Below are 23173 nucleotides of genomic sequence, written 5' to 3'. Positions count from 1 at the left end.
GGGCGTGCTGTCCGTACGGGAATTATCGTTCCTCCCGCGGACGCCGGCCGCCGGGCAGCCGGTCCGGCGCGGGCCTCAGCGGATTTCGGCGGATCTCAGCGGACGACCGGGAGGACCGGGGTGTCCGTGCGGCCGGTGGCGGCCTCGATGAAGGCGACCGGGTCGGCCACTTCGGCGAGCAGGGTACGGGTGGCGTGCAGGGCGGCGGTGGCCGGGGGCGGGCCGCCGATCGCGGCGATCAGGTCGAGCAGGTGGACGGTCGCCTCCATCACCGCCACCTCGCGGAGCGCGCCGATCGTCACCGCGCCGAGCAGCGGGTGGGCGATCACGGTGGCGGGTGGCAGGTCGGCGATCGCGGCGAGTGCGGCCGGGCCCTCGGTGGCGAACCGGGCCACCAGCGCGGCGGGTTCGGTCGCCCCGGCCGTCTGCCGGGCGCTCTCGGCGATCCGTTCCGCCGCGGTGTGCGCCAGCCCGCCGGGCCGGTTGTAGGCGCGCAGGATGCCCGCGCCGCTGTCCACCGCCGCCGGGGCGTCCGCCACGGCCCCCCGCAGCTGCGCGAACTGCGCCGGGTCGGGCGCCACATGGGCGTACAGGTCCTGCACCGACCACCCGGGCAGACGGGTCGGCCGGCCCCACCCCTGGGGGTCCAGTGCCGCGCCGCGCTCGGCCCAGGATTCCCACAACCCGGTCAGCAGTGCCAGGTCGTGGTCGATGTGATGGGGCATCCGGTACTCCTTCGGGCCGGTGTCACTGATCTCGGCCCACCGTAACGGGCCGGGGCCTGGGCGCGGGGATCGTCGGACCCCGTCGCCAGGGTGCGGCCATGGCGAACTATGTACTCGTGGCAGGCGCGTGGCTCGGAGCGTGGGCGTGGGACGAGGTGGCGGCCGACCTGCGCGCGGCCGGGCACACCGTCCATTCGCTGACGCTGTCCGGCCTCGCGGAGAGGCGCGGCGGGGCGGCCGGGCAGCAGGCCCATGTGCGGGACATCGTCGACGAGGTCGAGCGGCTCGACCTGCGGGGCGTCGTCCTGGTCGGGCACAGCTACTCGGGCATCCCGGTCGGGCAGGCCGCCGAGCGGATCGGCGACCGGCTGGCGCAGGTGGTGTTCGTCGACGCCAACGTGCCCGCGGACGGCGAGTCGTTCGTCTCGGGCTGGCCGGACGGCCGGGCCGAGGTGGAGGCGTCGATCGCCGCGAACGGCGGCTTCTGGGCGCCCCTGACCGCGCCCGACTACGCGGGCCAGGGCCTCACCGCCGAGCAGATCGAGCGGATCGTGGCCGGTTCGACCCCGCATCCGGGCGCCACGCTCACCGAGCCGGCCGTCCTGGCGGGCCCGCTCACCGCGCTGCCGGCGACGTACGTCAAGTGCCTGCTCGACGGCGCCGAGCCGAACCCCGACGTGGCCGAGCTGCTGAAGAGCGCGCACTGGCGGCTGGTCGAGCTGGACACCGGTCACTGGCCGATGTTCTCCGGGTCGCGTGAACTGGCCCGTCTCCTGGGTGGGTTGGCGGCGGAGGAGTAGTGGTCGGACCGGCAGGCGCACCGCGCTGCCGCCGCCGGACGTGTCACCGCCGGACGCGCCGCCCGGTGGGTCACCCGTCCAGGGGGATCCGGCGCCAGGCGCCGCCGTCCGGTACCGGGGCCGGGCCGAAGTCGTACCGCACGCCGCCCGGTCCGAAGGCGAGCAGGGAGATCGAGGACGAGCCCCAGATCCGCCCGTCGCCGAACTCGCGGCGCTGGACGAGGGCGGCCGGATCGTCCAGCGGCAGGCCGTCGCCGGAGACGACCGGCAGCCACGCACCCCATGCCGCCCCGGTGGACCCTTCGCCCGGTTCGGGCCGCACCGCGGCCTCGAACCGGGCCCGGAAGCGGGCGGCCCGGGCGGCCATCAGGGTGCGGATCAGCTCCGAGGTGGTGCGGCTCTCCGCCTCCCCCTCCAGCCCGTCGTTGAGCACCACGTTCAGGCCGGCCGGCAGTTCGCGGTCCTCCAGCCCGGTGCCGCCCCAGCTGAGCACACGGGCGCCGGCCGACCGGACGAGGACCAGGTGGAACGGGTCGTACCGGGCCAGGTCGAGCCGGTCGAGGCCGTCCTCCCGGACGGCGATCAGGGGCAGCTTCCCGCGCGACAGGCGGGCCCGCGCCGGGGCCGGCGCGCCGAAGCCGTTCAGCAGGCAGGCCGCGGCCGCCGGCCGGTCCGGGGCGCCCGGGTCGACCGCGAGCCAGGTGCCGCCCGCCGCGAGGTCCAGGCCGCCGACCAGCGACGGCCGCGCGGGCCAGTGGCGGTCCGGCGGCAGCCACCGCCGGCCGGCGTACTCGTCCCGTACGGAGAGCAGCAGGACCGGCACGGCCGACGACGGCTCGATGCTGACGAACGCCGTACACATGGACCGGCCCCCTGCCCTGGACTCCGGGCGGTCGGCGGTGCCGCCCTGCCTGCGATCCTCGCACGCCCGTTCGTCGTTCGGACCGGTCTGTACCCTCCCTTTTCCGGGGCCGCCGTGCCACACTCGGCCGGACCGGGAAGCGTCGGCCGGATCCGGTCGGGCGGCCCGGGGCCGACCCCAAGTGGCCCGAGGTTTCGTGGTTCAAATGAACCAGGGATGTGGTCCACTCCGCCCCTAGGCTGGTGGCCATGACGACGAACGAGAACGCCACCGTCCCCGCCCCCGAGCAGCGGCTCTCCCTGCCCGACCTCGCCCCGGACTTCTACCGGGCGATGGCCGGTCTGGAGCGCGCCTCCCGGCAGGGCGTCGACCCGAAGCTGGCCGAGCTGGTCAAGGTGCACGCCTCGATGATCAACGGCTGCGCCTTCTGCATCGACATGCACTCCACCGACGCGGTGAAGAACGGTGAGCAGGACCACCGGCTGCTCTCCCTCCCGGCCTGGCGGGAGACCCCCTGGTTCACCGCCAGGGAGCGGGCCGCGCTGGCGCTCACCGAGTCGGTCACGCTGCTGACCCAGGGTCATGTGCCGGACGCCGTCTACCAGGAGGCCGCCGCGCAGTTCGAGCAGGCCGAGCTGGCCCAGCTGATCGCGCTGATCGTCACCATCAACGCCTGGAACCGGATCGGCGTCACCTCCCGCCTCAGCCCGGCCGCCAAGTAGGCCGGGGGAGCAGCGGACATGACGACGAACCAGCAGGAGAAGGCCCGGCTCCTCCACACCCTGCACCGCCCCGGCGAGCCCCTGGTGCTCGCCAATGTGTGGGACGCGGCCGGCGCCAGGCTGGTCGCCGCCGCCGGGGCGACGGCCGTCGCGACGGCCAGCGCGAGCGTCTCCTGGGCGCTCGGCTACGCGGACGGCGAGGCGGCGGACCGGGACGAGGTGCTCGCCCAGACCGCGCTGATCGTCCGCTCGGTGGAGCTGCCGGTCACGGCGGACCTGGAGAGCGGTTTCGCGGCGACGGCGGCCGGGGTCGGCGAGACGATCACCGCGCTGCTCGCCACCGGCGCGGTCGGCGTCAACCTGGAGGACGGGGACCGGACCGCCGCCGAGGCGGCCGAGCGGATCGCGGCGGCCCGGGCGGCGGCCGACGCGGCCGGTGTGCACCTGTTCGTCAACGGCCGCACCGATGTGTTCCTGCACGGGATCGGCGACCCGGCCGGCCGGCTGGACGAGGCGGTCCGCCGCCTGCGCGCCTACGTCGAGGCGGGGGCGGACGGGGTGTTCGTGCCCGGTGTCGCCGACCCGGAGACGATCGCCGCCCTGGTCGCGGCCGTCCCCGCACCGCTGAACGTCGTCGCGGGACCGGGCTCGCCGTCCGTGCCGGAGCTGGCGAAGCTCGGCGTGGCCCGGGTCAGCCTCGGGCCGGGCCTGGCCAGGGTGGCGTACGCGGCGGTGCGCCGCGCCGCCGAGGAGGTGTACGCGAGCGGCACGTACGGCGCCCTCGACGGCGGGCTCACCTACCAGGAGCTGAACGCCCTCGCCGAGGGCTGAGCGGCACCGCGGGCGAGGGCGGCGGCGAGGGCGCCGCGCGGGGGAGGGGGCGCCGGCCTCAGCCGATCTGCCCGCTGAGGCCGGGGTGGGACATCTGGTTGGTGCCGATGGCCTCCACCTCCTGCGCCGCGTGGCCGACCAGCGGGAGCTTGCCCGCCTCGCGGAGGACGAGGTCGCCGGGGGAGAGGTCGAGGCCGCTGGACAGGCCGTCGAGGGCGTCCGCGGACGTCGCGGAGGCCGCGGACGCGGCCGGGGTGGCCAGGGCGAGGCCCGCCATGGTGAGGGCGGCCAGGGTCGCGAGTTTCTTCATGAAACGCCAACGACCCCGGCCGCCCTCAGGTCACCCGGTTCACCCCACCGCGTGGGCACCCGGGCGCACGCCGGTCGCCCGGTGCGGGCGGCTCCGCCGGCTCAGACCGTGACGCGCAGCGTCCGCACACTGTTGCTGACGAACGAGCCGATGGGCTCCGGCGCCGTCCCCTCCACCAGGGCCAGCCCGGGGAAACGGCCGAACAGCGACCGCAGCGCGGTCTCCGCCTCCAGCCGGGCGAGGCCCGAACCGAGGCAGAAGTGCGGACCGTGGCCGAGCGAGAGGTGCCGGTTCGGCTGCCGGGTGATGTCGAAGCGGTCGGCGTCCTCGTAGTGCCCGGCGTCCCGGCCGGCGGCCGCGTACGAGGCGAGCAGCGCCTCGCCGCGCCGGATCACCACGTCGCCGACGACGATGTCCTCGATCGCGTAGCGCAGCGGGAACTGCCCGACCGGCGAGTCGTACCGCAGCGTCTCCTCGACCACCGCGGACCAGGGCTGCTCGCCGTCCAGCACCAGCCGCAGCTGCTCGGGGTTGGCGAGCAGGGCGCGGACGGCGTTGGTGATCAGGTTGAGCGTGGTCTCGTGCCCGGCCACCAGCATCAGCAGCAGGGTGCCCACCAGCTCGCGCTCGCTGAGCCGGTCGTCGGACTCCCGGGCGGCGATCAGGTCGGTGGTGAGGTCGTCGCCGGGCCGGGCGCGCTTGGCCTCGACCAGCCCGGCGAGCAGCGCCTGGAGGCCCTGCTGGGCGGCGACGGCGGCGGCGGGGGTCGCCGAGCTGGAGACCATGGTGTCGGACAGCTCGTGCAGCTCGTCCTGCTGCTTCGGCGGCAGGCCCAGCAGCTCGCCGATGACCTGCATCGGCAGCGGGTAGGCGAAGTGCTCGCGCAGGTCGAAGTCGCCTTCCAGAAGGGCGACCTGGTCGAGCAGCGCGGTGGTCCTGGCCTCGACGGCGGGCTGGAGCTCGGCGATCCGGCGCGGGGTGAACGCCTGGCTGACCAGGCCGCGCAGCCGCCGGTGGTCCTCGCCGTCGGCGGTGACCATGCCCGGCACGGTGACGAAGTTCAGCAGTGGCCAGCCCTGGGGCAGGCGGTTCTCGGTGAAGGTGCTCCAGAGCTGCGGGTTCTTGCCGACGCGCGGGTCGGCGAGCAGTTCCTGGAGGGTGTCGTGGTGGGTTATCGCCCAGACCACCACCCCGCCAGGGAGTTCCACCAGGACCGCCGGGCCGGCTTCCCGGAGTCGGGCGTTCTCGCCGTGCTGGTCGCGTCCGAAGGGGTCGAGTCTGACGGGCTGGCGGTCGTCGGCGGTGTCCATGCGGGCCTCTCGGGGGCTGGCGGGCGGGGCGGGGTGAAGGCGCTGTAGAGCACCGGCAGGCTGACCAGGGCGCGCGACCAGGGGGACGGCCGCCAGGACAGTTCTCCTGCGGGGACGGCGAGCTGGAGATCCGGCAGGCGGTGCAGCAGGGTCTCGACGGCGGTCTCGACGATGATCCGGGCCGGCTGCTGGGCGGGGCAGACGTGCTTGCCGGCGCCCCACGCCAGATGGGCCCGGTTGCCGCCGAGGGCGCCGTGCACGCTGGACGCGTTGCCCTGGGCGGCCGGATCGGCGTTGGCCGCGGCCAGGCCGAGGACGAGCATGTCGCCCTCGCTGATGTACTGGCCGCCGAGGACGGTGTCGCCGGTCGCCCACCGGCCGGGGAAGTTCTGCGTCGGCGGGTCGCGCCACAGCACCTCCTCCAGCGCGTCGGCGACGGTGAGCCGGCCGCCGGTGAGGGTGGCCCGGAAGCGGCGGTCGGTGAGCAGCAGCCGCAGCGTGTTGCCGGTCCAGTTGATGGCGGTCTCGTTGCCCGCGACCAGGATCACCACCAGGTGGTGCACGGCCTCCTCGTCGGTCAGCGCGGCCGGGTGGGCCAGCAGCCAGGAGGTGAGGTCGGCGCCGGGTGTGGCGCGGCGGCGCCGGACCAGGTCGACCAGGAGCGCCTGGAACTCCGCGTTGGCCCGCACCGAGTCCCTGCTGCTGTCCACGAAGTGGCTGATCAGCTCGATGAGATGGGGGCCGGCCTCGGCGGGCAGGCCGAGCAGCTGGGTGAAGACCAGCAGCGGCAGCCGGCGGGCGTACTGGGCGATCAGGTCGGCGGTGCCGTCCGGTCCCCAGCTGTCGATCAGGGCGTTGGCGGCGGCCTCGGTGGTCTCGCGCAGCTGGCGGTGGTCGATCTGGGCGAGGGTGTCGGCGACGGCGGCCCGCAGCCGCTGGTGCTCGGCGCCGTCCAGGTTGAGCAGGGTGGGCCGCCACGAGGTCATCGGCAGCAGCCGTGAGTCGGGGGCGAGCCGGCCCTCGGCGGGGACCTTCCAGCGGCGCGAGTCCTTGGAGAACAGCGCTTCGTTGCGGGTGAGTTCGAGCAGCTCGGCGTAGCCGATCACCAGCCAGGCCTCGACCCCGGGCTCCAGCTCGATCGGCGCGACCGGGCCGTACCGGGCGCGCATCCGGGAGTAGTGGCCGTGCGGGTCGTCGGCGACGGCGGCGCCGTACAACGGGGTGGGCGGGACTCCCGCGGGGATGCCGCCGCCCCCCGCGACGTGCATCGGGCAGCCCGGCGGGGGCCCGGCCTGCGAAGGCCCGGGGGAGGCCGGAACGGCCCTGCCGGGATCGGGAGTCGTCATCGCTGGAGCTCCAGTACGGCGGTGGAGTGCAGATGGTCGACGAAGTCGATCAGCAGGTCGTAGGCGGCCCGCCGGTCGCGTGCGTCGCAGTACAGGATCGGCACCTCGGGCAGCAGGTCGAGGGCGGAGCGCAGCTCGTCCTCGGGGTAACTCGGCGTGCCAGGGAAGGTGTTGACCGCCACCGCGAACGGGATGCGCTGCTCCTCCAGCCGGCCGAGCACGTCGAAGCTCTCGTCCGGGCGGCGCAGGTCGACCATGGCGATGGCGCCGAGCGCGCCGCGCGACAGGTCGTCCCAGAGCGGCCAGAACCGCTGCTGCCCGGGGGTGCCGAAGAGGTACAGGGCGAGCCGGGCGTTGAGCGTGATCCGGCCGAAGTCCAGGGCGACGGTGGTGGTGGTCTTGTCGCCGCGCCCGGTGAGGTCGTCGATGCCGCTGCTGGCGGCCGTCATGGTCTCCTCGGTGCGCAGCGGGGTGATCTCACTGAGCGAGCCGACCAGGGTGGTCTTGCCCACCCCGAACGGGCCGGTGACCAGGATCTTCACCGCGCCCTGGACCGAGGACGGCAGGTACTGCGGCTCGGCGGGCAGGTCGGCCGGGGCTTCAGCGGAGTTGGCGGAGGCCAACGAGCACCTCTTCCAGAAGGGTTGTGGGCAGGCGTTCGGCCTGCGGTACGGGTGGGAGCACCTGGACGGCGCCGAGGTCCCAGAGGTCGCCGACCAGCACCTTGACGACGCCGAGCGGCAGGGCGAGGTGGGCGGCGACCTCGGCGACCGAGAGCAGTCTGCGGCAGAGGTCCAGGATGCGCTGGTGCTCGCGGTTGAGCAGCGCGTCCTCGGGGAGTTCGGGTCGGTCGGGTAACGCGCTGACCAGGCTCTCGATGGCGAGTGCGGCCCGGGTGGGCCGGCTGCGGCCACCGGTGATCACATAGGGCCGGACCGGCCCGCTCACCGCTGTCCCCCCGCCGCGTGGTCGACGCGCGGCGGGCTGGTGAGGTGGCTGCCGATCCGTTCGACCAGGACCTGCATCTGGTAGGCGACCAGACCGGCGTCCACGGCCTCGCCGGTCACCACGGCCAGATGGGCGCCGGCTCCGGCGGCGACGATGAAGAGGTACCCGCCGCCGTACTCGATGATGATCTGGCGGGTGGCGCTGCCCTGGCCGCCGAAGCCCTGGGCGACCCCGCGGGCCAGGGACTGCAGGCCCGAGCAGGCGGCGGCGAGCCGCTCGGCGTCCTCACGCACGATGCCCGCGCTGCGGCCGATCTCCAGGCCGTCGTTGGACACCACGACGGCGTGCTGGACCTCGGGGACGGAGATGATGTCGGCGAGCAGCCAGCCGAGATCAGGGGTGGTGGTCATGGAACTCTCCGGAGCGCTGGGGAAGTCGGGGGGAAACGGGAAGGGAAGGGTCGGGCTGTGCCTGGGCCTGGACCCGGGCCCGGACCGCCGAGCGGCCGCTGGCGGTGCCGGCCTGGAACATCGCCATGAACGCCTGCGCCTCCCGGGCCGAGCGGTACGGAGGCGTGGGCGGGGGCGTGGGGGCGGTGCCCTGGGCGGTGCGGTTGCCGCGGTCGCGCCGGTGGCTCCGGCGGGGCAGGGGCGGCGGGGTGGGACCGGCCTCGGGGAGCGGACCGGCCGGCGGGGTCTCCAGCAGCGGGTGCACGGAGCCGTGCCCGGAGCCGTGCACGGACGGGTACGGGTACGGGGGAGGCACGGCCTGGCGGGGGCCGGCCGTGAACGCCCGGTCGTCCGGGCCCAGGCCCGGGACGGTCGGCGGCAGCGGTTCGGTGAGCAGCGCGTTCGGCAGCAGCACCACCACCCGCACCCCGCCGTACGGTGACGGCGCCGAGCTGAGGGTGACCCGGAAGCCGTACTGCTCGGCGAGCCGGCCGACCGCCGCGAGACCCAACTGCGGTACCTCGCCGAGGCGGGAGACCTCCAGCGAGGTGCCGCCGGCCAGGGCGGAGGCCGCCTTGGCGACGGCCTGCTCGGGCATGCCGACGCCGCCGTCGTCGATCTCGACGACGGCGCCGTTGTGCACCGGCATCAGGGTGACGAACACCTGGGTGCTGGGCGGGGAGTAGCGGGTGGCGTTGTCCAGCAGCTCGGCCACGGCGTGGATCAGCGCCTCGGCGGCGGCGCCGACCACGGCGGTCTCGATCCGGCTGCGGACCACCACCCGCTGGAAGGGCAGGATGCGCGACTGGGCGCCGCGCACCACGTCCTCCAGGGAGACGGGCTCGGGCCAGTGCCGTCCGGCCCTGGCGCCGCAGAGGACGGCCAGCGTCTGGGCGAGCCGGGCCTGTTGGGCGGCGGCGTGGTCCGCCTTGAGCAGGCCTTCCAGCAGCGCCGGGTCGTCGTGGGTGCGCTCCATCTCGTCCAGCAGGGCCTGCTGGTCGTGGGCCATGACGAGGATCCGGCGGGCCACGCTGAGGAAGGCCCGCTGGGTGGAGGCGTTGAGCTCCTGCTCCTGCTGGACGGCGGCCAGTTCGGAGCCGCGCCGGGACAGTTCGGCGTCGAGCCGCTCCGTCAGCCGGGCGATGTCGCGCCGCTGCTGGTCGGCGCGGCGGCGCTGGGTGGCGGAGACCGCGCGGTAGCGGGCGGCGGCCACGAGGGCGAGGGCGGCGATTACGCCGGTTGCCGTTGCACACCACTGAGTCATCGTCACGCCGCGAATTCTAGGGTGATGATCCTACGAAGGTGTGAACGGATCTCGCCAAGTGACTGGATCTCGTCAATATCCCGTCAATACGGCGTCAATCAGACGTCCTTCGGGCCCGATCGGCCAGGTGGCGGGCGCTGCGGGGCGGTCGGACGGGACCGGCTGGGAGCGGGCTGGGTACGGGCTGGGCGCGGGCCGGGGCATCGTGCGGGTGCGAACGGGCGGGTCGGGGGTGGCGCGGAGCGGGGCCGTCCGCCCCCGCGGACGGCCCCGTCAGGCCTTCGGCCAGTCGCGGAGGCCGCTGGTGAGGACCGCGATCAGACGGTCCTGGGTGACCGAGAGGTCCTCCGCGAGCTGGAAGCCACCGCCGATGGAGAGCGAGGCGAAGCCATGGGCCACCGAGCGGACGGTGCGGGCGGCGTGGATCGCCTCGGGGCCGTCCAGCCCGTACTCGCGGAGCACCGCGACGATCACCCCGACCAGCCGGCCGGCCGCCCGGGTCAGGTCGTCGTCCGGCCGGGGGGCCTGCGGCAGCGCGTTGTAGCGGTGCGGGTGCTCGGTGGCGTAGGCGTGGTAGGCCCGCAGGACGGCGGCCACCGCGTCGTCGCCGCCGCGGCCGAGGGCGGCCTCGGCGAGGCGGTCGGCCAGTTCCTCGGTGACCCGGACGGCGACCAGCCGGCGCAGCTCGGCGAGGCCGCCGCTGACGTGCTTGTACAGCGAGGGGGTGGCCACGCCGGCCCGGCCGGCGACGGCGGCCAGGGTGAGGGCCTCGGGGCCCTGCTCGTCGATGAGGGCGAGGGCGTGGCCGACGACCTGGTCGGGGGTCAGTCCTACTCGGGGCATGCGCGGTCTCCGGGGGTTCGTGGGGCGGGGCAGGGGTGTGTGGTGCGGGGGCCGGGGCTCAGGAGAGTTCGGCGAGGAAGGGCAGCAGCGCGTCGGCGGTGGCCTGCGGGTGGTCGGCCATCGGGTAGTGCCCGGCGCCCTCGATCATCACCTTGCGGGCCCCGAGCGCGGCCGTCTGCCGGTCGGCGACCAGCTCCGGGTTCGGGAAGTCGGGGTCCTTGGCGCCCATCACGACCAGCGCCGGGCACCGCACCGCAGCGGTCCAGCCGACCGGCGACGAGTCCCCGCGGAGCTGGCCCCGGACGGCGGTCCGGCGGCCGGGCGTGCGCAGCGCGGCGACCAGGCCGTCCACGTAGGCGTCGAAGTCGGCCGGCTTGGCGGTCGGGAACGCCATCTTGCGGTGGTAGAGGCCCCAGGAGGCGGGGACGTAGGTCAGCAGCGGGCCCATCAGGCCGAACACGGCGCGCTGCATCAGGTTCGGCGGCGGGTTCTCGACGAAGGCGTTCAGCAGGACGATCCCGGCGACCCGCCCGGGTGCGTCCCCGGCGGCCTTGACCACGGTGGCGCCGGTGTACGAGTTGCCGACCAGCACGGCGCTCCGGATGCCGAGGTGGTCGAGCAGGGCGATGACGTCGGTGGCGACCGCGGCGGGCGAGTAGTCGTCCCAGGCGATCGAGGACTCGCCGAAGCCGCGCAGGTCCATGGTGATCACCCGGCGGCCGGCGGCCACCAGCAGCGGTCGCAGGTGCCGGTACGCGGCCCGGCTGTCGAGCATCCCGGGGAGCAGGACGACCGGGGTGCCGTCGCCCCGCCCGGTGTCGTCGAAGGCCAGCCGGCCGCCGGGGACGTCGAGGTACTGGGTGGTGGGGGTGGTGATGCCGGACATCGTGGGTCTCCTCGGGCCGCCGGGGCGTGTCATCGGCGGTGCTGCCGATAGCCATAAAGCTAAGGCTAATAGCCTTAGCCGTCAAGCTATCGATGCGCGACGGCTTCGGAGGTGCCCGTTCCGTGGTGCCCGCTCAGATCCCTTCCACCTTGAACGGGTCGTGCTCGCTGAGCAGCTTCTCCAGCCGGGCCTGGTCCACCCGGGTGACGATCTCGCTGGTCTCCTGCTTGTCCCGGACCACCTTGGCCAGGGTGAACGAGGAGGTGACGGTGTAGAGCAGGCCGAGTCCGAGGAAGGCCCTGGTCCACCCCCCGACCGGGAGGTAGGCGATCCCGATCGCGAGGGCGGCGGCGGACAGGGCGAAGGAGAGCACGGCCTGGACGTGGTACGCGGCCGTGGTGCGGGACTGCATCGGTGCGTTCATGGCGTCAGGATGGCGGCGCCCCGAGTGGACGCACATGAGTAGAACTACTCAAATGGGGGGTCGTTCGTTGACGTCCAATCACGTTCGGTAGTGTCAGTTGTCGTCAATCGTCCCAAAACGCCCATCGGGTCGCGTGGTGCCCGTGCTGTATCCGGTTGTCCCGAACGGATGGCTTGGAATCAGGGGCGCCTAGGATTAACGTTTGATAACGCAGCGCGGTTGTCAACGCCGTACCCAGACGGCACCGTGCGCCGTCGCCTAATCCCGACGACCCGCCCCCGGGCAGGTCAGGGAGCCGGGGAACCACGTTCCTTGGGGTGAATCGGCCGGGCCCAGGCCCAGCCGTAGGAGACCTTCCTGCTCCGAACCCGTCAGCTAACCCGGTAGGCGCGAAGGAAGGAAAGGAGCGCGCCTCCGTGGCGTCGACGTACTCTCCGGCACACCTGCCCGGCTCCGCCGCCGGCACCCAGCTGCTCGACCACCCGCGGCCCGCCGCCCACGAGGGCGGCTACGGCGGCCCCGCGGACGAGACCGGCCCGCAGCCCGCCGACGCCAACCGGCACCGGATGCCGCGCCAGGCCCGCGGCACCGCTCCACTGCTCGGCGTCACCGCCGTGGCCGCCACCCTCGGCGCCACCGGCTTCGCCTCCGCCACCCCGGCCGCCGCGCCGGCCATCGAGGCCCCGGACGAGACCCCGGTCGCCCTCTCCGCCGACCCCGGCCTCGCGCTCGCCGCCCGCATCCAGCAGCAGGCCGACAGCCAGCGCACCGCCGCCGAGGAGAACGCCCGCGTCCAGGCCGCCCAGGAGGCCGAGGCCAAGCGCGCCGCCCAGCAGGCGGAGGCCAAGCGGGCCGCCGAGGAGGCCGAGAGGGCCAAGCTCGCCGCCATCAACCTGCCGGTGCGCGACTACAACCTCTCCGCCCACTACGGCCAGAGCGCCTCCTACTGGGCCCACCTGCACACCGGCCTGGACTTCGCGGCCTCCACCGGTACCCCGGTCTACGCCGTCGGCCAGGGCACCATCACCTCGGCCGGCTGGTCCGGCTCGTACGGCTACCGGATCGTCGAGACGCTGCCCGACGGCACCGAGATCTGGTACTGCCACCTCTCCTCGATCATCAAGGGCACCGGCAAGGTCGTCCCCGGCCAGCAGATCGGCAAGGTCGGCGCCACCGGCAACGTCACCGGCCCGCACCTGCACCTGGAGGTCCGCCCCGGCGGCGGGGCCCCGGTCGACCCGGAGACCTGGTTCGAGCAGCGCGGCATCACCCCCTGACGCCCGGAGGTGCCCCGGTCCGAGCAGCGGCCGGGGCACCTCCGCGTTCCAGGACCCGGAGGGCTCAGGCCCCGTCGGGCAGCCCGGCCAGGTACGCGTCGATCTCCTCCTGCCCCGGCTCCGGCGCCAGGTCCGGGAACTCCGCCACCAGCAGCCGCGGCAGCCCCGGCACCGTCCACCGGCCGGCCAGCTCCAGCGCCGCCTCGGCGGCCGCCTCCTCGAACGCCCCGAAGTCCCCGGTCAGCTCGTCCGGCATCGGCCGGCCGAGCGCGGTCAGCTCCGCCAGGTTGCGGTAGCTGCGCCGCATCAGGCCCTGCTCCAGCAGCCGCCGGGCGCCGTCGGTGGCCATCCCGACCGTGAGCACCCGGGCCGGGCCCCAGCCCTCACCGGCCGTCTCGTCCACCCAGCCGGCCGGCTCCAGCGCCGCGAACGCGGCCAGCCGGTCCTCCTCCGCCAGCTCCCGGAACCCCTCCAGCCAGGCCCGCACCGCCGCCTCGTCCGCGACGTCCACCCCGTAGGCGTGCAGCAGCAGCGTGTACAGCCGGGGCCAGGTCACCAGGTCCGCCCGCCGCAGCAGGCCGGCCGCCACCTCGCCCTGCCACTCGGCCTCCGCGTGCAGCCGCTCCTGCCGCTTGGCGTTCAGCCGCTTCGCCGCCCGCTGGCGGTCGATCAGCAGCCGCACCGCCTCGCCGTACGCCAGCGGATCCTCCTCCGGCGCGGGCTGGACGTACAGGTAGAGCCGCTCGACGAGCAACTGCTCCACGGCGTTCGAGGTCAGCTCCGGCCAGCCGTCGTGCATCCTGCCCTCGCCCAGCTCCAGCAGCGCCAGCACCGTCCGCAGCGGTTCCTCGGCCACCGGCGCGCGGCCCTCCGCCTCCGCCCAGGCGAGCAGTTCGGCGGCCTTGGTGCGCGGGGCGAGCCGCAGGTCTTCGTCTTCCATAGCCTCGACGGTAGCCGCTGGCCGCCCACCGGACGGACCGGGCCGGAGTAGGGTCGACGGACATGGTCCCCGTACGACTCACCGGCCCCCGGCTGGCCATTCGCGAGTTCCACCACACCCCGGGCGACATCGACGCGCTGTACGCCGTCTTCGGCGACCCGGTCGCCACCCGCCACCTCCCCTTCGGACCGTACGACCGGGAGAGCTGTGCCGATCAGGTGGCGCAGTACCTGGAGGAGGCCCTGCGGGACGAACGCACGGTCTACCGGCTCGCCGTCACCCTGCGCGCGGACGGCACCGACTCCGCCGACCCCGCCGACGGGGGCGCCCCGATCGGCAGCGCCGCCCTCACCCTCGGGGAGCACCGCTCCGCAGTCCTCGGCTACGCGCTGCGCCCCGACACCTGGGGCCACGGCTACGCGGGCGAGATCACCGGGCTGCTCTGCGACCTCGCGTTCGGGACGCTCGGCGTGCACCGGCTGGCCGCCCGGGTCGACGTCGACAACACCGCCTCCAGCCGGGTGCTCACCCGGGCCGGGTTCCAGCTGGAGGGCCGGATCCGGCACGACCTCCACCTGCGGGACACCTGGTACGACTCCTTCCAGTACTCCCTGCTGGCGGACGAGTGGGCGGGGGCCGGGACCGGGGCGGGGCAGCGGGCGGGGGGTTAACCCCACCCCTTGTTCGGCGGGGGGCCGGATGTCCACCGGGCCCGCGCTTTGACAGGGTTGAGGAGTCAGCAGGACACGCCCCCACCACAGAACCGAGGACCGAGGCCCGGCCATGAGCAGCAGCCACAGCATGCAGCGCGGTGCGTACGACCGCGAGGACAGCCGCGACTCCCACGGTTCCGGCGACACCTACGGGACCTACGGCACCGACGAGGCCGACCCGAAGCACCGGCCCGCCCGGGCCCGCCGGACCGAGGAGCCGCCGTACGTCTGGCGGGCGCCGTTCTCCTCCTACACCTACAAGGAGATCGGCTTCACGCTCAGCGGACTGCCGGTCGCCATCGTGGGCTTCGCCTTCGCCGTCACGCTCTTCGCCCTGGGCCTGGGAACCTTCGTCACCGTCCTCGGCCTGCCGGTGCTGGCCGCGCTGACCAGCGGCGCCCGCGGCTTCGGCCGGCTGGAGCGGGCCCGGACGCTCAGCATGCTGGCCCTGGACGTGCCGGGCCCGGCGCCGGTGCGGCGTGCCCGGCCGGGCAGCTGGGGCGCCGTCACCGCGCGGCTGGCGGACGCGGCCGGGTGGAAGGCCGTGCTGTACCAGGTGGTGATGCTGCCGTGGGCGGTCTTCAGCTTCACGATGTCGCTGGTGTTCCTGCTGGTCGGCTGGTCCCTGACGCTCTACCCGCTCTACCACTGGGTCTTCCCGACCTACACCGACTGGCCCGGCTACCGGCTTTTCAACTTCTACGACAGCCACGGCGTCGAGCACGTCTACTACGTCCAGTCGCCGCTGCAGATCGCCGGGGTCTCGCTGCTCGGGCTGCTGTTCGTCTTCCTCACCCCGCAGCTGGTGCGCGGCCTGACCAACGTCAACCGGCTCGCCGTCCGGGGCCTGCTCGGCCGCTGAGCCCGCCTCGCCGGCAGGCCGCCCGGCCCGCTGCCGCCACCCCGGAGCCGCCCGGCCCCGTTCGTGCCCGGTCCCCCGGATGCGGACGGGGCCGGGCCGTGTTCGGATGGCCGGGTGGCCGCCGCCGAGCTCCCCGACCCGGCCGACCTCGCCGACCCGCGGAGGTCCACCGACCCCGCCGCCGCCGGAATCCTGATCACCTCCCGCCCGCTGGACGAGTACTGCGGGCTCTTCGGCCTCACCCGAGCCCGGCTCGCCGCCCTCCCCGGGCCGCTGCTCGACTGCCCCGGTGGCGCCTCCGGTCTGGCCGCCGAGGCCCGCGGGCTGGGCTGCCGGGTGATCGCCGCCGACCCGGCGTACGCCCGGCCCGGCCCCGAGGTCGCGGCGGCCGCCCGGGCCGCCCGGGCGTCGATGGCCGCCGCGATGGCCGCCCGCCCCGAGCTGTACCCGAGGCCGCGCCACCGCCCGTACGACCGCTATCTGCGCAGCTGGGACCGGGCGTGCCGGCTGTTCACCGCCGACGCCGCCGCCCACCCGCAGCAGTACGTGGCCGCCGAACTGCCCCGGCTGCCCTTCACGGACGGCACCTTCGCCCTCACCCTCAGCGGGTACCTGCTCTTCGCCTACCCCGAACGCTTCGGCCCCGCTCGGCAGGTGGCCGCGCTGACCGAACTGGTCCGGGTGACCGCGCCCGACGGCGAAGTCCGGGTCCATCCCCTGCACGACGGCCGCGGCCGCCGCTGCCCCCACCTCGACGCCCTGCGTCACGCCCTCGGCGAGCGCCGGATCAGCAGTGAGATCGACTGCTTCCCGCGCCCCGGGGACGGCCTCACCCGGCGTGTCCTCGTCCTGCGGGCGGCAGATCACCGCAGGCGCCGTGACCAGGAAAGGTAATGGTCAGTAGTGGCATTCGGTCCTATACTCATCGCCATGACCGAGACGATGATCAAGCGGGCCGGGGCGGCGGACGCCGAGCGGCTCACCGGGCTGATCCAGGCCTCCAGCACCTATCACGGCGAGTACGCCGCGATGATCGCCGGCTACCGGGTGACGCCCGAGTACCTCGCCCAGCACGAGGTCTTCCTCGCCGCGGGCGCCCAGGGCGACCGGCTGCTCGGCTTCTACGCACTGATCCTCGACCCGCCGGAGCTGGACCTGATGTTCGTCGCCGACGAGGCGCAGGGCCTCGGCATCGGGCGGGTGCTCATCGGGCACATGCTCGGCCGCGCCCGGGAGGCGGGCGTGACCGGCGTCCGCGTGGTCTCCCACCCGCCCGCCGAGCAGTTCTACCGAAGGATGGGCGCCGAACGCGTCGGCACCTTCCCCGCCCGCCCCCCGATCGGCTGGGACCGCCCCGAACTGCGCTTCACCGTCTGATCACCGTCCGGCGGCGTCCGCTACGGATCCTGCCGGGCCTGCGACCGCTCCGCCGGGCCGGCCTGCTGGGGGAGGAACACCGCGGACTCCAGGCGGGACAGTATCTTCTCCGCCAGCCAGCTGCGGTCCGACCCGTACGGGATGCCGTCCGGTGCCACCAGCCGCCCGGCCACCGCGTCGCGCAGCCGCTGTGCCCCGGCGGCGGGCAGCCGGGAGAGCAGGCCGCGGGCCGCCAGCAGCGCGTGGTACTGCTCGAAACCGGAGCGCGGCCGCTCGATCGCGTCCAGCACGCTCGGCAGGTCGGCCAGCGCGGGGTCGCCCTGCATCAGCGCCAGGGCCTGCAGCCGCTGGGCCTCGGAGCCGTCCGCGAACAGCTCCCGCACCTGGTCCGCCGTCAGCGCCGAGCGCCGCGCCGTCGAGCGGACCTCGGCCACCACGTTCTCCGGCCCGGCCGCCGCGCCGGCCGGCAGCTGCCGGCTCAGCCGGTCGCCCTGGTCCGCGCTGCCGCCCAGCAGCCCCAGGTGCTGCATCGCCCGTACCCGCAGATCGTCCGCGCCGACCTTGTCGCCCCGGCGGTCCCGGTCCTGGCCGGCCAGGAAGAGGTCCAGCGCCTGATCGGCGTCGGAGAGCACCTGCGGCAGCGTCAACCGCGTCACCAGCCAGCCGGCCAGGAAGCCGAGCACCAGGAAGTACAGGACCAGCGCCGCCGCGAACGGCACCGCGCCCTGCTCGCCGCCCAGCGCGGGCGCCAGCGCCGTACCGACCTGGTGCAGCCGCTCGCCGAGCGAGCCCAGCTGGGTCAGCCCGACGCCGAGCAGCACCTTGGTCAGCCAGTCCGAGACCTGCTCCAGATTGGTGTTCGGCGCGTAGGAGCCCTGCGGCTCGCCCGCTCCGGTCCCGCCCCGCGCCCGGGGTACCCCGAACAGGAAGCCCAGCGCGCCGCCGAGCACCGCCGAGGCGCCGGAGATCACCAGTCCGCCGCCGAGCGCCTGCCAGGCCTGCTCCCGGCCGAGCGAGAACAGCAGCAGCCCGAGCACCCCCACCCCGAGCAGCGTTCCGGCCGCGGTCCGCTGTGCCGTGCGCAGCATCGCCGCGCTTCCGCCCCGTCGCGTCCGCGCCATCGCCTACCCCCTGTGTGCGTACCGATCCGCCCCGGAATCCGGGCCGACTCTAGCGCCGTGGCGGGGGGACGGGAACGCGGACGGTGCGACGGGCGCACGGCCGGAAACGCCTCGGGAGACGCTCCGGGAACGCGGACGGCCCGTGGGCTGCTCCTCCGCGCCGGGCCGTGTGACGGGCCGGGCGCCGAGGCACCGGGGATGTTCCGGTGAGCCCACGGGCCGGGTGACTGCTTGGGATTTCGCCTGCCGGAGGCCTGGGGCCCCACCCTGCGCAGGCAGGGGCGGCTCTAGCGAGCAGCCACCTCACACATCCTGACGGTACTCAACTCAGGATCACCTCCTTTCAGTGTGCGACCACCTTAGGCAGCTCACCGGAAGGGGGGCAACGGATTATTCGCGGCCGCTGCTCAGGCGCTCTTGAGCTCGTCCTTGAACTTGGAGAAGTCGATCACGTTGTCGGCCGGCGGGGCCTGGACGGTGAGCGGCTTGTCGAAGTCGGTGAAGTCCGTCTGACCGGTCTCCGTGCCCTTGTTCTGCTCGACCCGCACCGGGTAGAACTTGCCCTCGGTGGCGACGTGGATGGTGGCCTGCTGACCGTCCGGGCCGGTCGACTTGAGGCTGAAGGTCTTGACGCCGTTCACGGTGCCGGCCGAGCCCTTGGCGACCGTGCTCTTCTTGCTGTCGTCCTCGACGATCTTCTTGCTCAGCTCCTTGAGGTTGCAGACCGTGGTCAGCTCCTTCATGTCCGGGTCGCCCTGGAAGCCCGACAGGTAGCGGCCCTTGAACAGCTCGGCGGCCTTTTCGCCGGCCGGGCCGGCGACGGCCGTCCAGAAGTCCTTGTCGGGCTTCAGGTAGGTCTCCTTGCCGTCGCTGATGATCTCGAACTTGCCGGTGCCCGGCATGCTCAGCGAGCCGGTGCACTGGCCCTTGGTGTCGAGGGCCAGGCTGATCTCCATCTTCCCGTCGCCGTCGACCACATTGCCGACGATCTTGACGGAGGAGGCGCCGGCCAGCGCGTCCTTGGCCTGCTTCTCGATCTCCTGGGCGCTCAGCTTCTCGGTGTCGAGCTTGGGGGTGGCGGAGGCCTTGTCCTTGTTGTCGCCACAGGCGGCCGTGCCCGCTGCGAGGAGCAGACAGATCGCGGCAGTGCTGGCAAGGCGCTTCGACAGCATGGGAGTTTCCTAACCCGGCGCGACGGAGCGCAGCCGAACGGGTGAAGTTCTCCTCAGTATGCTTGAGCCGCCATTTGCCGGATCTTGGAATCTCTTGGCGTTACCGCTTCGTGCCCTGACCGTGGCCTCCATGAGGCCGGGAACGCGAAAGGCCCGGAGGACTGATCCTCCGGGCCTTTCGGCTACTGAGTAGCGGGGACAGGATTTGAACCTGCGACCTCTGGGTTATGAGCCCAGCGAGCTACCGAGCTGCTCCACCCCGCGTCGGTAAACACAACAATACGGGGAAGTCGCCTGGATGGGAAATCGCTTCTTCCCCGGCCCCGGATCAGCGCTTCGCGCGGCGGACGGCGTGCCGAGCCGTCCGGGCCCTGGCCCAGGCGGCGAAGCAGACCAGCGCGGCGAAGCAGGGCACCATCAGCACCCCGTACACCAGCAGGAAGCCGTGGGTGCCGAGGTCGGCGGCGGCGTTCCAGACACCGTGCAGGGTCATCGCCAGCAGCAGCCCGGTCGGCGCGGCCAGCCGGGCCAGCCAGTGGCGGGCGGTGGTGAGGGTGACGGCCAGCCCCAGCCCGGTCAGCGCGGTGAACAGCGGGTGGGCGAAGGGGGAGAGCAGGCCGCGCAGGACGAAGGTCTGCACGGTGCTGTCGAAGTCCCGCAGGCTGGGCGTCTCGCCGAGGCCGATGCTGTCCAGCCGCTGCTGCTGGTCGCTGGTGAAGGCCCGGCCCAGGTAGAGCACGTTCTCGGTGAAGGCGAAGCCGCAGGCGGTGGTCCCGCCGAGGACGACCCCGGCGGCCAGCGTGCGCGGCCGGGACCGGGCCCGGAGGCGGTCCCGGCCCGGCGGGCCGGGGTGCGGATACGGCAGCGGGCGCGGACAGGGGCGCAGCCGTGGCCGGTACCGGCCGTGCGGGCGGCCGGCGGACGCCCGGGGGTGCCGGCCGCTGGGCAGCGCCCGCAGGACGGTCGCGCCCGGGCGCCCGGTACGGTCGCCGCGACACCGGAGCCGCGGCGCGAGTGGCAGCAGCAGGACGAGCAGGGCGGCGCCCTTGGCGCTCTCCTCGATCACCGGGGTGACGATGTCGGCGCCCAGCACCTCGCCCAGGCTGCCCTGGTGGGCGGTCAGATAGCTGCTGGTCCAGCCGTTGGCGAGGATCGCCACGGTGGTCGCCGCGAACGCGCCCCAGCCGAGGCAGAACACGGTGTGCCGCAGCGCCACCCGGGCGGTCTGGTTGAGCCAGGCGAGGCCGCCGAGCACGAAGGGGAGCGGGACGGTCGCCAGGCCCAGGCCGACCAGCAGCCCGGTGGTGCCGGTCTGGCGGCGTACCAGGTGCAGGATCAGCACACCGCAGCCGATCAGGGTCAGGACGGTGGTGGCGGTGACCGAGGAGAGCGCGACCGAGCGCACCGGACGTGCCGGACGTGCCGGACGTGCCGGGCCGGCGAGGTCCGGGGACGGGCCGGCCGGGGCGGCGGCCGGCGGAGCGGGGAAGGCCGGCCAGGGCACCAGCAAGCGGGCCCGGCGCCTCCGGGGCCCCGGGATGGCGCGGGTGCCGACGGTACGCGTGGGCATCTCTCGGTCGTCGGCGGAGGCCTGGACCGAGGTCCGGTACCCGCCGCCGGACGGGCTGCTCACCCGGCACAGGGTAGGCCACGGTACGGGTCCGCAGGGAGGATCCGGAACGACGTATCCCGCCGGACCCGGCCCCCGCGGTCACCGCGGGGGCCGCCGGTCGAACGCCGCCCGTGGTTCAGCGGCGGCGGAACAGCAGGTCGTGCACCACGTGGCCCTTGGCGAGGCCGGCCCGCTCGAATTTGGTGACCGGCCGCCAGTCGGGCCGGGGCGCATAGCCGGGGACGCTGCCGTCCGGGTGGTCGGCGGGCTCCAGCCAGCCGGTGCCGTCGCCCTCGGGGTGCAGGTTCTCCAGCTCGGGCGAGGCGGAGAGCACGGCGAGCATCTGCTCGGCGTACGGCTCCCAGTCGGTGGCGCAGTGCACCAGCGCGCCGGGTGCCAGCCGGGGCAGCACCAGGTCCAGGAAGGACGGCTGGACCAGCCGGCGCTTGTGGTGCTTGGGCTTGGGCCACGGGTCGGCGAAGTAGACGCGCAGCCCGGCCAGCGAGGCGTCGGGGAGCATGTCGCGCAGGAGTATGACGGCGTCGCCGGCGGCCGCCCGGACGTTCTCCGAGCCGTCGCGCTCCAGCATGCCGAGCAGGTTGCCGTGGCCCGGGGTGTGGACGTCGGCGGCGAGGATGCCCATGCCCGGGTCGGCGGCGGCCATCGCGGCGGTGGTCTCGCCCATGCCGAAGCCGATCTCCAGGGTGACCGGCCGGCCGCCGAAGAGTTCGCGCAGGTCGAGCGGGCTCCCGTCGATCGCGATGCCGTGCCGCTCCCAGCCCCGGTCCAGCGCGCCCGCCTGGGCGTTGGTCATCCGGCCCCGGCGCGGCTGGAAGCTGCGGATGCGCCGCTCGCTGTGCTGGGCCTCGGTGGCCCGGTGCGGGTACATCGGCGCGGGGTAGCCGGCGGGCGCGGCGGAGAGCCGGGCGGAGGGCGATTGCTGGGGGATCGGGGCGGTGGCAGTCACAATTCCCCGAGTCTACGGGGCCGCCGGGGGCGGTCCGCAGAGCCTGTGACGCACCCCGCACCGCCTCCGGGGGCCGCTTTCCCGCACCGGTCCCCTGCGCCGTCCTTCCCCGCGCCGGTCGGTCAGCCGCCGGCCTCCAGCGCGGCGAGCGCCCGGCGGGCCACCTCGCGGCCGATCGGCAGCGAGGCGGTGGCGGCGGGGGAGGGTGCGTTCAGCACGTGCACCAGCCGGCGGGCGGAGCGCGGATCCTCGGGATCGAAGCCGGCGAAGGCGAAGTCGTCCAGCAGCGAGCCGTCCCGGGCCACCGCCTGGGCCCGGACCCCGGCCGTGGCCGGGACGAGGTCCTCGGCGGTGACGGCGGGCAGCAGCCGCCGCACGGCGGCGGTGAACGCCCGCTTGGACAGCGAGCGGCGCAGTTCGCCGACCTCGTACCGCCAGTGCCGGCGGGCGATCTGCCAGGTGCCGGGGAAGGCGATCGTTCCGGCCAGGTCGCGCGGGCGCACCGTACGCCAGTCGTACCCTTCGCGGGCCAGCGCGGGGACGGCGTTGGGGCCGACGTGCACGTCGCCGTGGATGCCCCGGGTCAGGTGCACCCCGAGGAAGGGGAAGGCCGGGTCCGGTACCGGGTAGACCAGGCCGCGCACCAGCTCCCGGCGCTCCTTGGTGAGTTCGTAGTACTCGCCGCGGAACGGCACGATCCGCACCCCGGGGTCGTCGCCCGCGAGCCGGGCGATCCGGTCGCTGTGCAGGCCCGCGCAGTTGACCAGCACCTGGCAGCGCAGCTCTCCGGCGGACGTCTGCACGGTCACCCCGTCCGCCCGCCGGGCGACCGCCCGCAGCTCGGTACCGGGCCTGAGCACCGCGCCCGCCTCGCGGGCCAGCCGGGCGTAGGTGCCGGCGACCGCCGGGTAGTCGCAGATGCCGGTGGTGCCGATGTGCAGCCCGGCGAGGCCGGTGACCTGCGGCTCGTACGCCGCGATGCCGCCGCCGTCCAGCTCGGTGACCGGGATGCCGTTCTCCCGTCCGCGCTCGGCCAGTGCCCGCAGCCGGGGCAGCTCGGCCCGGTCGGTGGCCACGATCAGCTTGCCGGTCACCTCGTGCGGGATGCCGTGGTCGCGGCAGAACTCCACCATCTCGGCGGCGCCCGCGACGGCGTACCGGGCCTTGAGCGAGCCCGGCCGGTAGTAGACGCCGCTGTGGATGACCCCGCTGTTGCGGCCGGTCTGGTGCGCGGCGAAGCCGGCCTCCTTCTCCAGCACCGCCAGCCGCAGCCCGGGCTTGGCCCGGGTCAGCGCGTACGCCGTGGAGAGCCCGACGATCCCGCCGCCCACCACCAGCACGTCGAAGTCGTACGCCACCGTTCGCTCCTCGATTCGCCCGGCACCGGCCCTCCTTGGGGCCGGCGCCGCCGA

At 74.4% G+C, this 23173-nt stretch carries 26 protein-coding genes, 1 tRNA gene and 1 riboswitch; of the genes, 8 read left to right on the top strand and 19 right to left on the bottom strand.

Going from position 1 to position 23173, the window contains the following annotated elements; genetic code table 11:
* Positions 1 to 95: 95 nt before the first annotated feature.
* Complete coding sequence (locus ACIO5D_RS21960) at positions 96 to 725, bottom strand: maleylpyruvate isomerase N-terminal domain-containing protein (RefSeq protein ID WP_400762964.1); 630 nt, start codon at positions 723 to 725, stop codon at positions 96 to 98.
* Between the two features lie 98 nt (positions 726 to 823).
* On the opposite strand from ACIO5D_RS21960, the gene ACIO5D_RS21955 reads away from it, so the two are divergent.
* On the top strand, positions 824 to 1525 hold the full coding sequence (locus ACIO5D_RS21955; RefSeq protein ID WP_400797140.1) for an alpha/beta fold hydrolase: 702 nt from the start codon (positions 824 to 826) through the stop codon (positions 1523 to 1525).
* A 70-nt stretch (positions 1526 to 1595) separates the two neighbouring features.
* Here the strand turns inward: ACIO5D_RS21955 and ACIO5D_RS21950 are convergent, their stop codons facing one another.
* Positions 1596 to 2387: an NRDE family protein gene (locus tag ACIO5D_RS21950; RefSeq protein ID WP_363611005.1), complete on the bottom strand. Its 792-nt coding sequence runs from the start codon at positions 2385 to 2387 to the stop codon at positions 1596 to 1598.
* A 248-nt stretch (positions 2388 to 2635) separates the two neighbouring features.
* On the opposite strand from ACIO5D_RS21950, the gene ACIO5D_RS21945 reads away from it, so the two are divergent.
* Together ACIO5D_RS21945 and ACIO5D_RS21940 are read left to right on the top strand one after the other, a co-directional pair.
* Positions 2636 to 3109: a carboxymuconolactone decarboxylase family protein gene (locus ACIO5D_RS21945; protein ID WP_363611003.1), complete on the top strand. Its 474-nt coding sequence runs from the start codon at positions 2636 to 2638 to the stop codon at positions 3107 to 3109.
* A gap of 18 nt (positions 3110 to 3127) precedes the next feature.
* Entirely contained in the window at positions 3128 to 3940 is an 813-nt protein-coding gene (locus ACIO5D_RS21940; RefSeq protein WP_363611001.1) for an isocitrate lyase/phosphoenolpyruvate mutase family protein, read from the top strand.
* 58 nt (positions 3941 to 3998) lie between these two features.
* Here ACIO5D_RS21940 and ACIO5D_RS21935 read toward each other — a convergent pair whose 3' ends face one another.
* The 10 genes from ACIO5D_RS21935 to ACIO5D_RS21890 form a co-directional block, all read right to left on the bottom strand.
* Positions 3999 to 4250: a hypothetical protein gene (locus tag ACIO5D_RS21935; RefSeq protein ID WP_363610999.1), complete on the bottom strand. Its 252-nt coding sequence runs from the start codon at positions 4248 to 4250 to the stop codon at positions 3999 to 4001.
* A gap of 101 nt (positions 4251 to 4351) precedes the next feature.
* Positions 4352 to 5458, bottom strand: coding sequence for a cytochrome P450 (locus ACIO5D_RS21930; RefSeq protein WP_363610997.1), 1107 nt, complete (start codon positions 5456 to 5458; stop codon positions 4352 to 4354).
* Positions 5422 to 6906 carry a cytochrome P450 gene (locus tag ACIO5D_RS21925; RefSeq protein WP_363610995.1) on the bottom strand — a complete coding sequence of 495 codons (1485 nt, stop codon included), beginning with the start codon at positions 6904 to 6906 and terminating at the stop codon, positions 5422 to 5424. Before ACIO5D_RS21925 ends, ACIO5D_RS21930 begins: the two co-directional genes overlap by 37 nt.
* Positions 6903 to 7529, bottom strand: coding sequence for an ATP/GTP-binding protein (locus ACIO5D_RS21920; protein WP_363610993.1), 627 nt, complete (start codon positions 7527 to 7529; stop codon positions 6903 to 6905). Before ACIO5D_RS21920 ends, ACIO5D_RS21925 begins: the two co-directional genes overlap by 4 nt.
* A complete protein-coding gene (locus tag ACIO5D_RS21915) occupies positions 7507 to 7854 on the bottom strand; it encodes a DUF742 domain-containing protein (protein ID WP_363610991.1) in 348 nt (115 codons plus the stop codon). The genes ACIO5D_RS21920 and ACIO5D_RS21915 overlap by 23 nt, the downstream gene beginning before the upstream one ends.
* On the bottom strand, positions 7851 to 8264 hold the full coding sequence (locus tag ACIO5D_RS21910; protein WP_363610989.1) for a roadblock/LC7 domain-containing protein: 414 nt from the start codon (positions 8262 to 8264) through the stop codon (positions 7851 to 7853). Before ACIO5D_RS21910 ends, ACIO5D_RS21915 begins: the two co-directional genes overlap by 4 nt.
* Entirely contained in the window at positions 8248 to 9567 is a 1320-nt protein-coding gene (locus tag ACIO5D_RS21905; RefSeq protein WP_363611065.1) for a sensor histidine kinase, read from the bottom strand. The genes ACIO5D_RS21910 and ACIO5D_RS21905 overlap by 17 nt, the downstream gene beginning before the upstream one ends.
* 273 nt (positions 9568 to 9840) lie before the next feature.
* Positions 9841 to 10410, bottom strand: coding sequence for a TetR/AcrR family transcriptional regulator (locus ACIO5D_RS21900; protein ID WP_400762958.1), 570 nt, complete (start codon positions 10408 to 10410; stop codon positions 9841 to 9843).
* Positions 10411 to 10468: 58 nt separating this feature from the next.
* Positions 10469 to 11296 carry an alpha/beta fold hydrolase gene (locus ACIO5D_RS21895; protein ID WP_400797137.1) on the bottom strand — a complete coding sequence of 276 codons (828 nt, stop codon included), beginning with the start codon at positions 11294 to 11296 and terminating at the stop codon, positions 10469 to 10471.
* 133 nt (positions 11297 to 11429) lie between these two features.
* Entirely contained in the window at positions 11430 to 11720 is a 291-nt protein-coding gene (locus ACIO5D_RS21890) for a YiaA/YiaB family inner membrane protein (protein WP_363610983.1), read from the bottom strand.
* 245 nt (positions 11721 to 11965) lie between these two features.
* Positions 11966 to 12124, top strand: a riboswitch (cyclic di-AMP (ydaO/yuaA leader).
* Positions 12125 to 12136: 12 nt separating this feature from the next.
* Here ACIO5D_RS21890 and ACIO5D_RS21885 point away from each other — a divergent pair.
* Complete coding sequence (locus ACIO5D_RS21885) at positions 12137 to 12997, top strand: M23 family metallopeptidase (RefSeq protein ID WP_363610981.1); 861 nt, start codon at positions 12137 to 12139, stop codon at positions 12995 to 12997.
* Between the two features lie 64 nt (positions 12998 to 13061).
* Here ACIO5D_RS21885 and ACIO5D_RS21880 read toward each other — a convergent pair whose 3' ends face one another.
* Positions 13062 to 13937, bottom strand: coding sequence for a hypothetical protein (locus tag ACIO5D_RS21880; RefSeq protein WP_363610979.1), 876 nt, complete (start codon positions 13935 to 13937; stop codon positions 13062 to 13064).
* A 62-nt stretch (positions 13938 to 13999) separates the two neighbouring features.
* Here ACIO5D_RS21880 and ACIO5D_RS21875 point away from each other — a divergent pair, with 62 nt between their 5' ends.
* The 4 genes from ACIO5D_RS21875 to ACIO5D_RS21860 all read left to right on the top strand — a co-directional run bounded on the left by ACIO5D_RS21875 (position 14000) and on the right by ACIO5D_RS21860 (position 16889).
* Positions 14000 to 14608, top strand: a complete 609-nt coding sequence (locus ACIO5D_RS21875; protein WP_400797135.1) for a GNAT family N-acetyltransferase — start codon at positions 14000 to 14002, stop codon at positions 14606 to 14608.
* Positions 14609 to 14720: 112 nt separating this feature from the next.
* A complete protein-coding gene (locus ACIO5D_RS21870; RefSeq protein WP_400657152.1) occupies positions 14721 to 15512 on the top strand; it encodes a sensor domain-containing protein in 792 nt (263 codons plus the stop codon).
* Between the two features lie 114 nt (positions 15513 to 15626).
* Entirely contained in the window at positions 15627 to 16406 is a 780-nt protein-coding gene (locus ACIO5D_RS21865; RefSeq protein ID WP_400797132.1) for a hypothetical protein, read from the top strand.
* A 36-nt stretch (positions 16407 to 16442) separates the two neighbouring features.
* Positions 16443 to 16889: a GNAT family N-acetyltransferase gene (locus ACIO5D_RS21860; RefSeq protein ID WP_400657149.1), complete on the top strand. Its 447-nt coding sequence runs from the start codon at positions 16443 to 16445 to the stop codon at positions 16887 to 16889.
* A 20-nt stretch (positions 16890 to 16909) separates the two neighbouring features.
* On the opposite strand, the gene ACIO5D_RS21855 is transcribed toward ACIO5D_RS21860, so the two are convergent.
* The 6 genes from ACIO5D_RS21855 to lhgO all read right to left on the bottom strand — a co-directional run bounded on the left by ACIO5D_RS21855 (position 16910) and on the right by lhgO (position 23119).
* Positions 16910 to 17977 (bottom strand): hypothetical protein, encoded by a 1068-nt coding sequence (locus tag ACIO5D_RS21855; RefSeq protein ID WP_400797129.1) that lies wholly within the window; start codon positions 17975 to 17977, stop codon positions 16910 to 16912.
* Positions 17978 to 18417: 440 nt separating this feature from the next.
* The gene (locus tag ACIO5D_RS21850; RefSeq protein WP_400797126.1) at positions 18418 to 19182 is read right to left on the bottom strand and encodes a hypothetical protein; all 765 of its coding nucleotides are present in this window, start codon (positions 19180 to 19182) and stop codon (positions 18418 to 18420) included.
* A 190-nt stretch (positions 19183 to 19372) separates the two neighbouring features.
* Positions 19373 to 19446, bottom strand: a tRNA-Met gene (locus ACIO5D_RS21845).
* Between the two features lie 64 nt (positions 19447 to 19510).
* Positions 19511 to 20815 carry a PrsW family intramembrane metalloprotease gene (locus ACIO5D_RS21840; protein ID WP_400797123.1) on the bottom strand — a complete coding sequence of 435 codons (1305 nt, stop codon included), beginning with the start codon at positions 20813 to 20815 and terminating at the stop codon, positions 19511 to 19513.
* A gap of 115 nt (positions 20816 to 20930) precedes the next feature.
* Positions 20931 to 21761 carry a tRNA (guanosine(46)-N7)-methyltransferase TrmB gene (gene trmB, locus ACIO5D_RS21835; protein WP_363610959.1) on the bottom strand — a complete coding sequence of 277 codons (831 nt, stop codon included), beginning with the start codon at positions 21759 to 21761 and terminating at the stop codon, positions 20931 to 20933.
* A gap of 122 nt (positions 21762 to 21883) precedes the next feature.
* Positions 21884 to 23119, bottom strand: a complete 1236-nt coding sequence (lhgO, locus tag ACIO5D_RS21830; RefSeq protein ID WP_400797120.1) for an L-2-hydroxyglutarate oxidase — start codon at positions 23117 to 23119, stop codon at positions 21884 to 21886.
* Positions 23120 to 23173: the final 54 nt, after the last annotated feature.

It is taken from the genome of Kitasatospora sp. NPDC087315 (assembly GCF_044744345.1).
GTDB lineage: Bacteria > Actinomycetota > Actinomycetes > Streptomycetales > Streptomycetaceae > Kitasatospora.
Note: the sequence above shows the minus strand (reverse complement) of the source record. Positions and strands in the feature narration are given on the sequence as shown.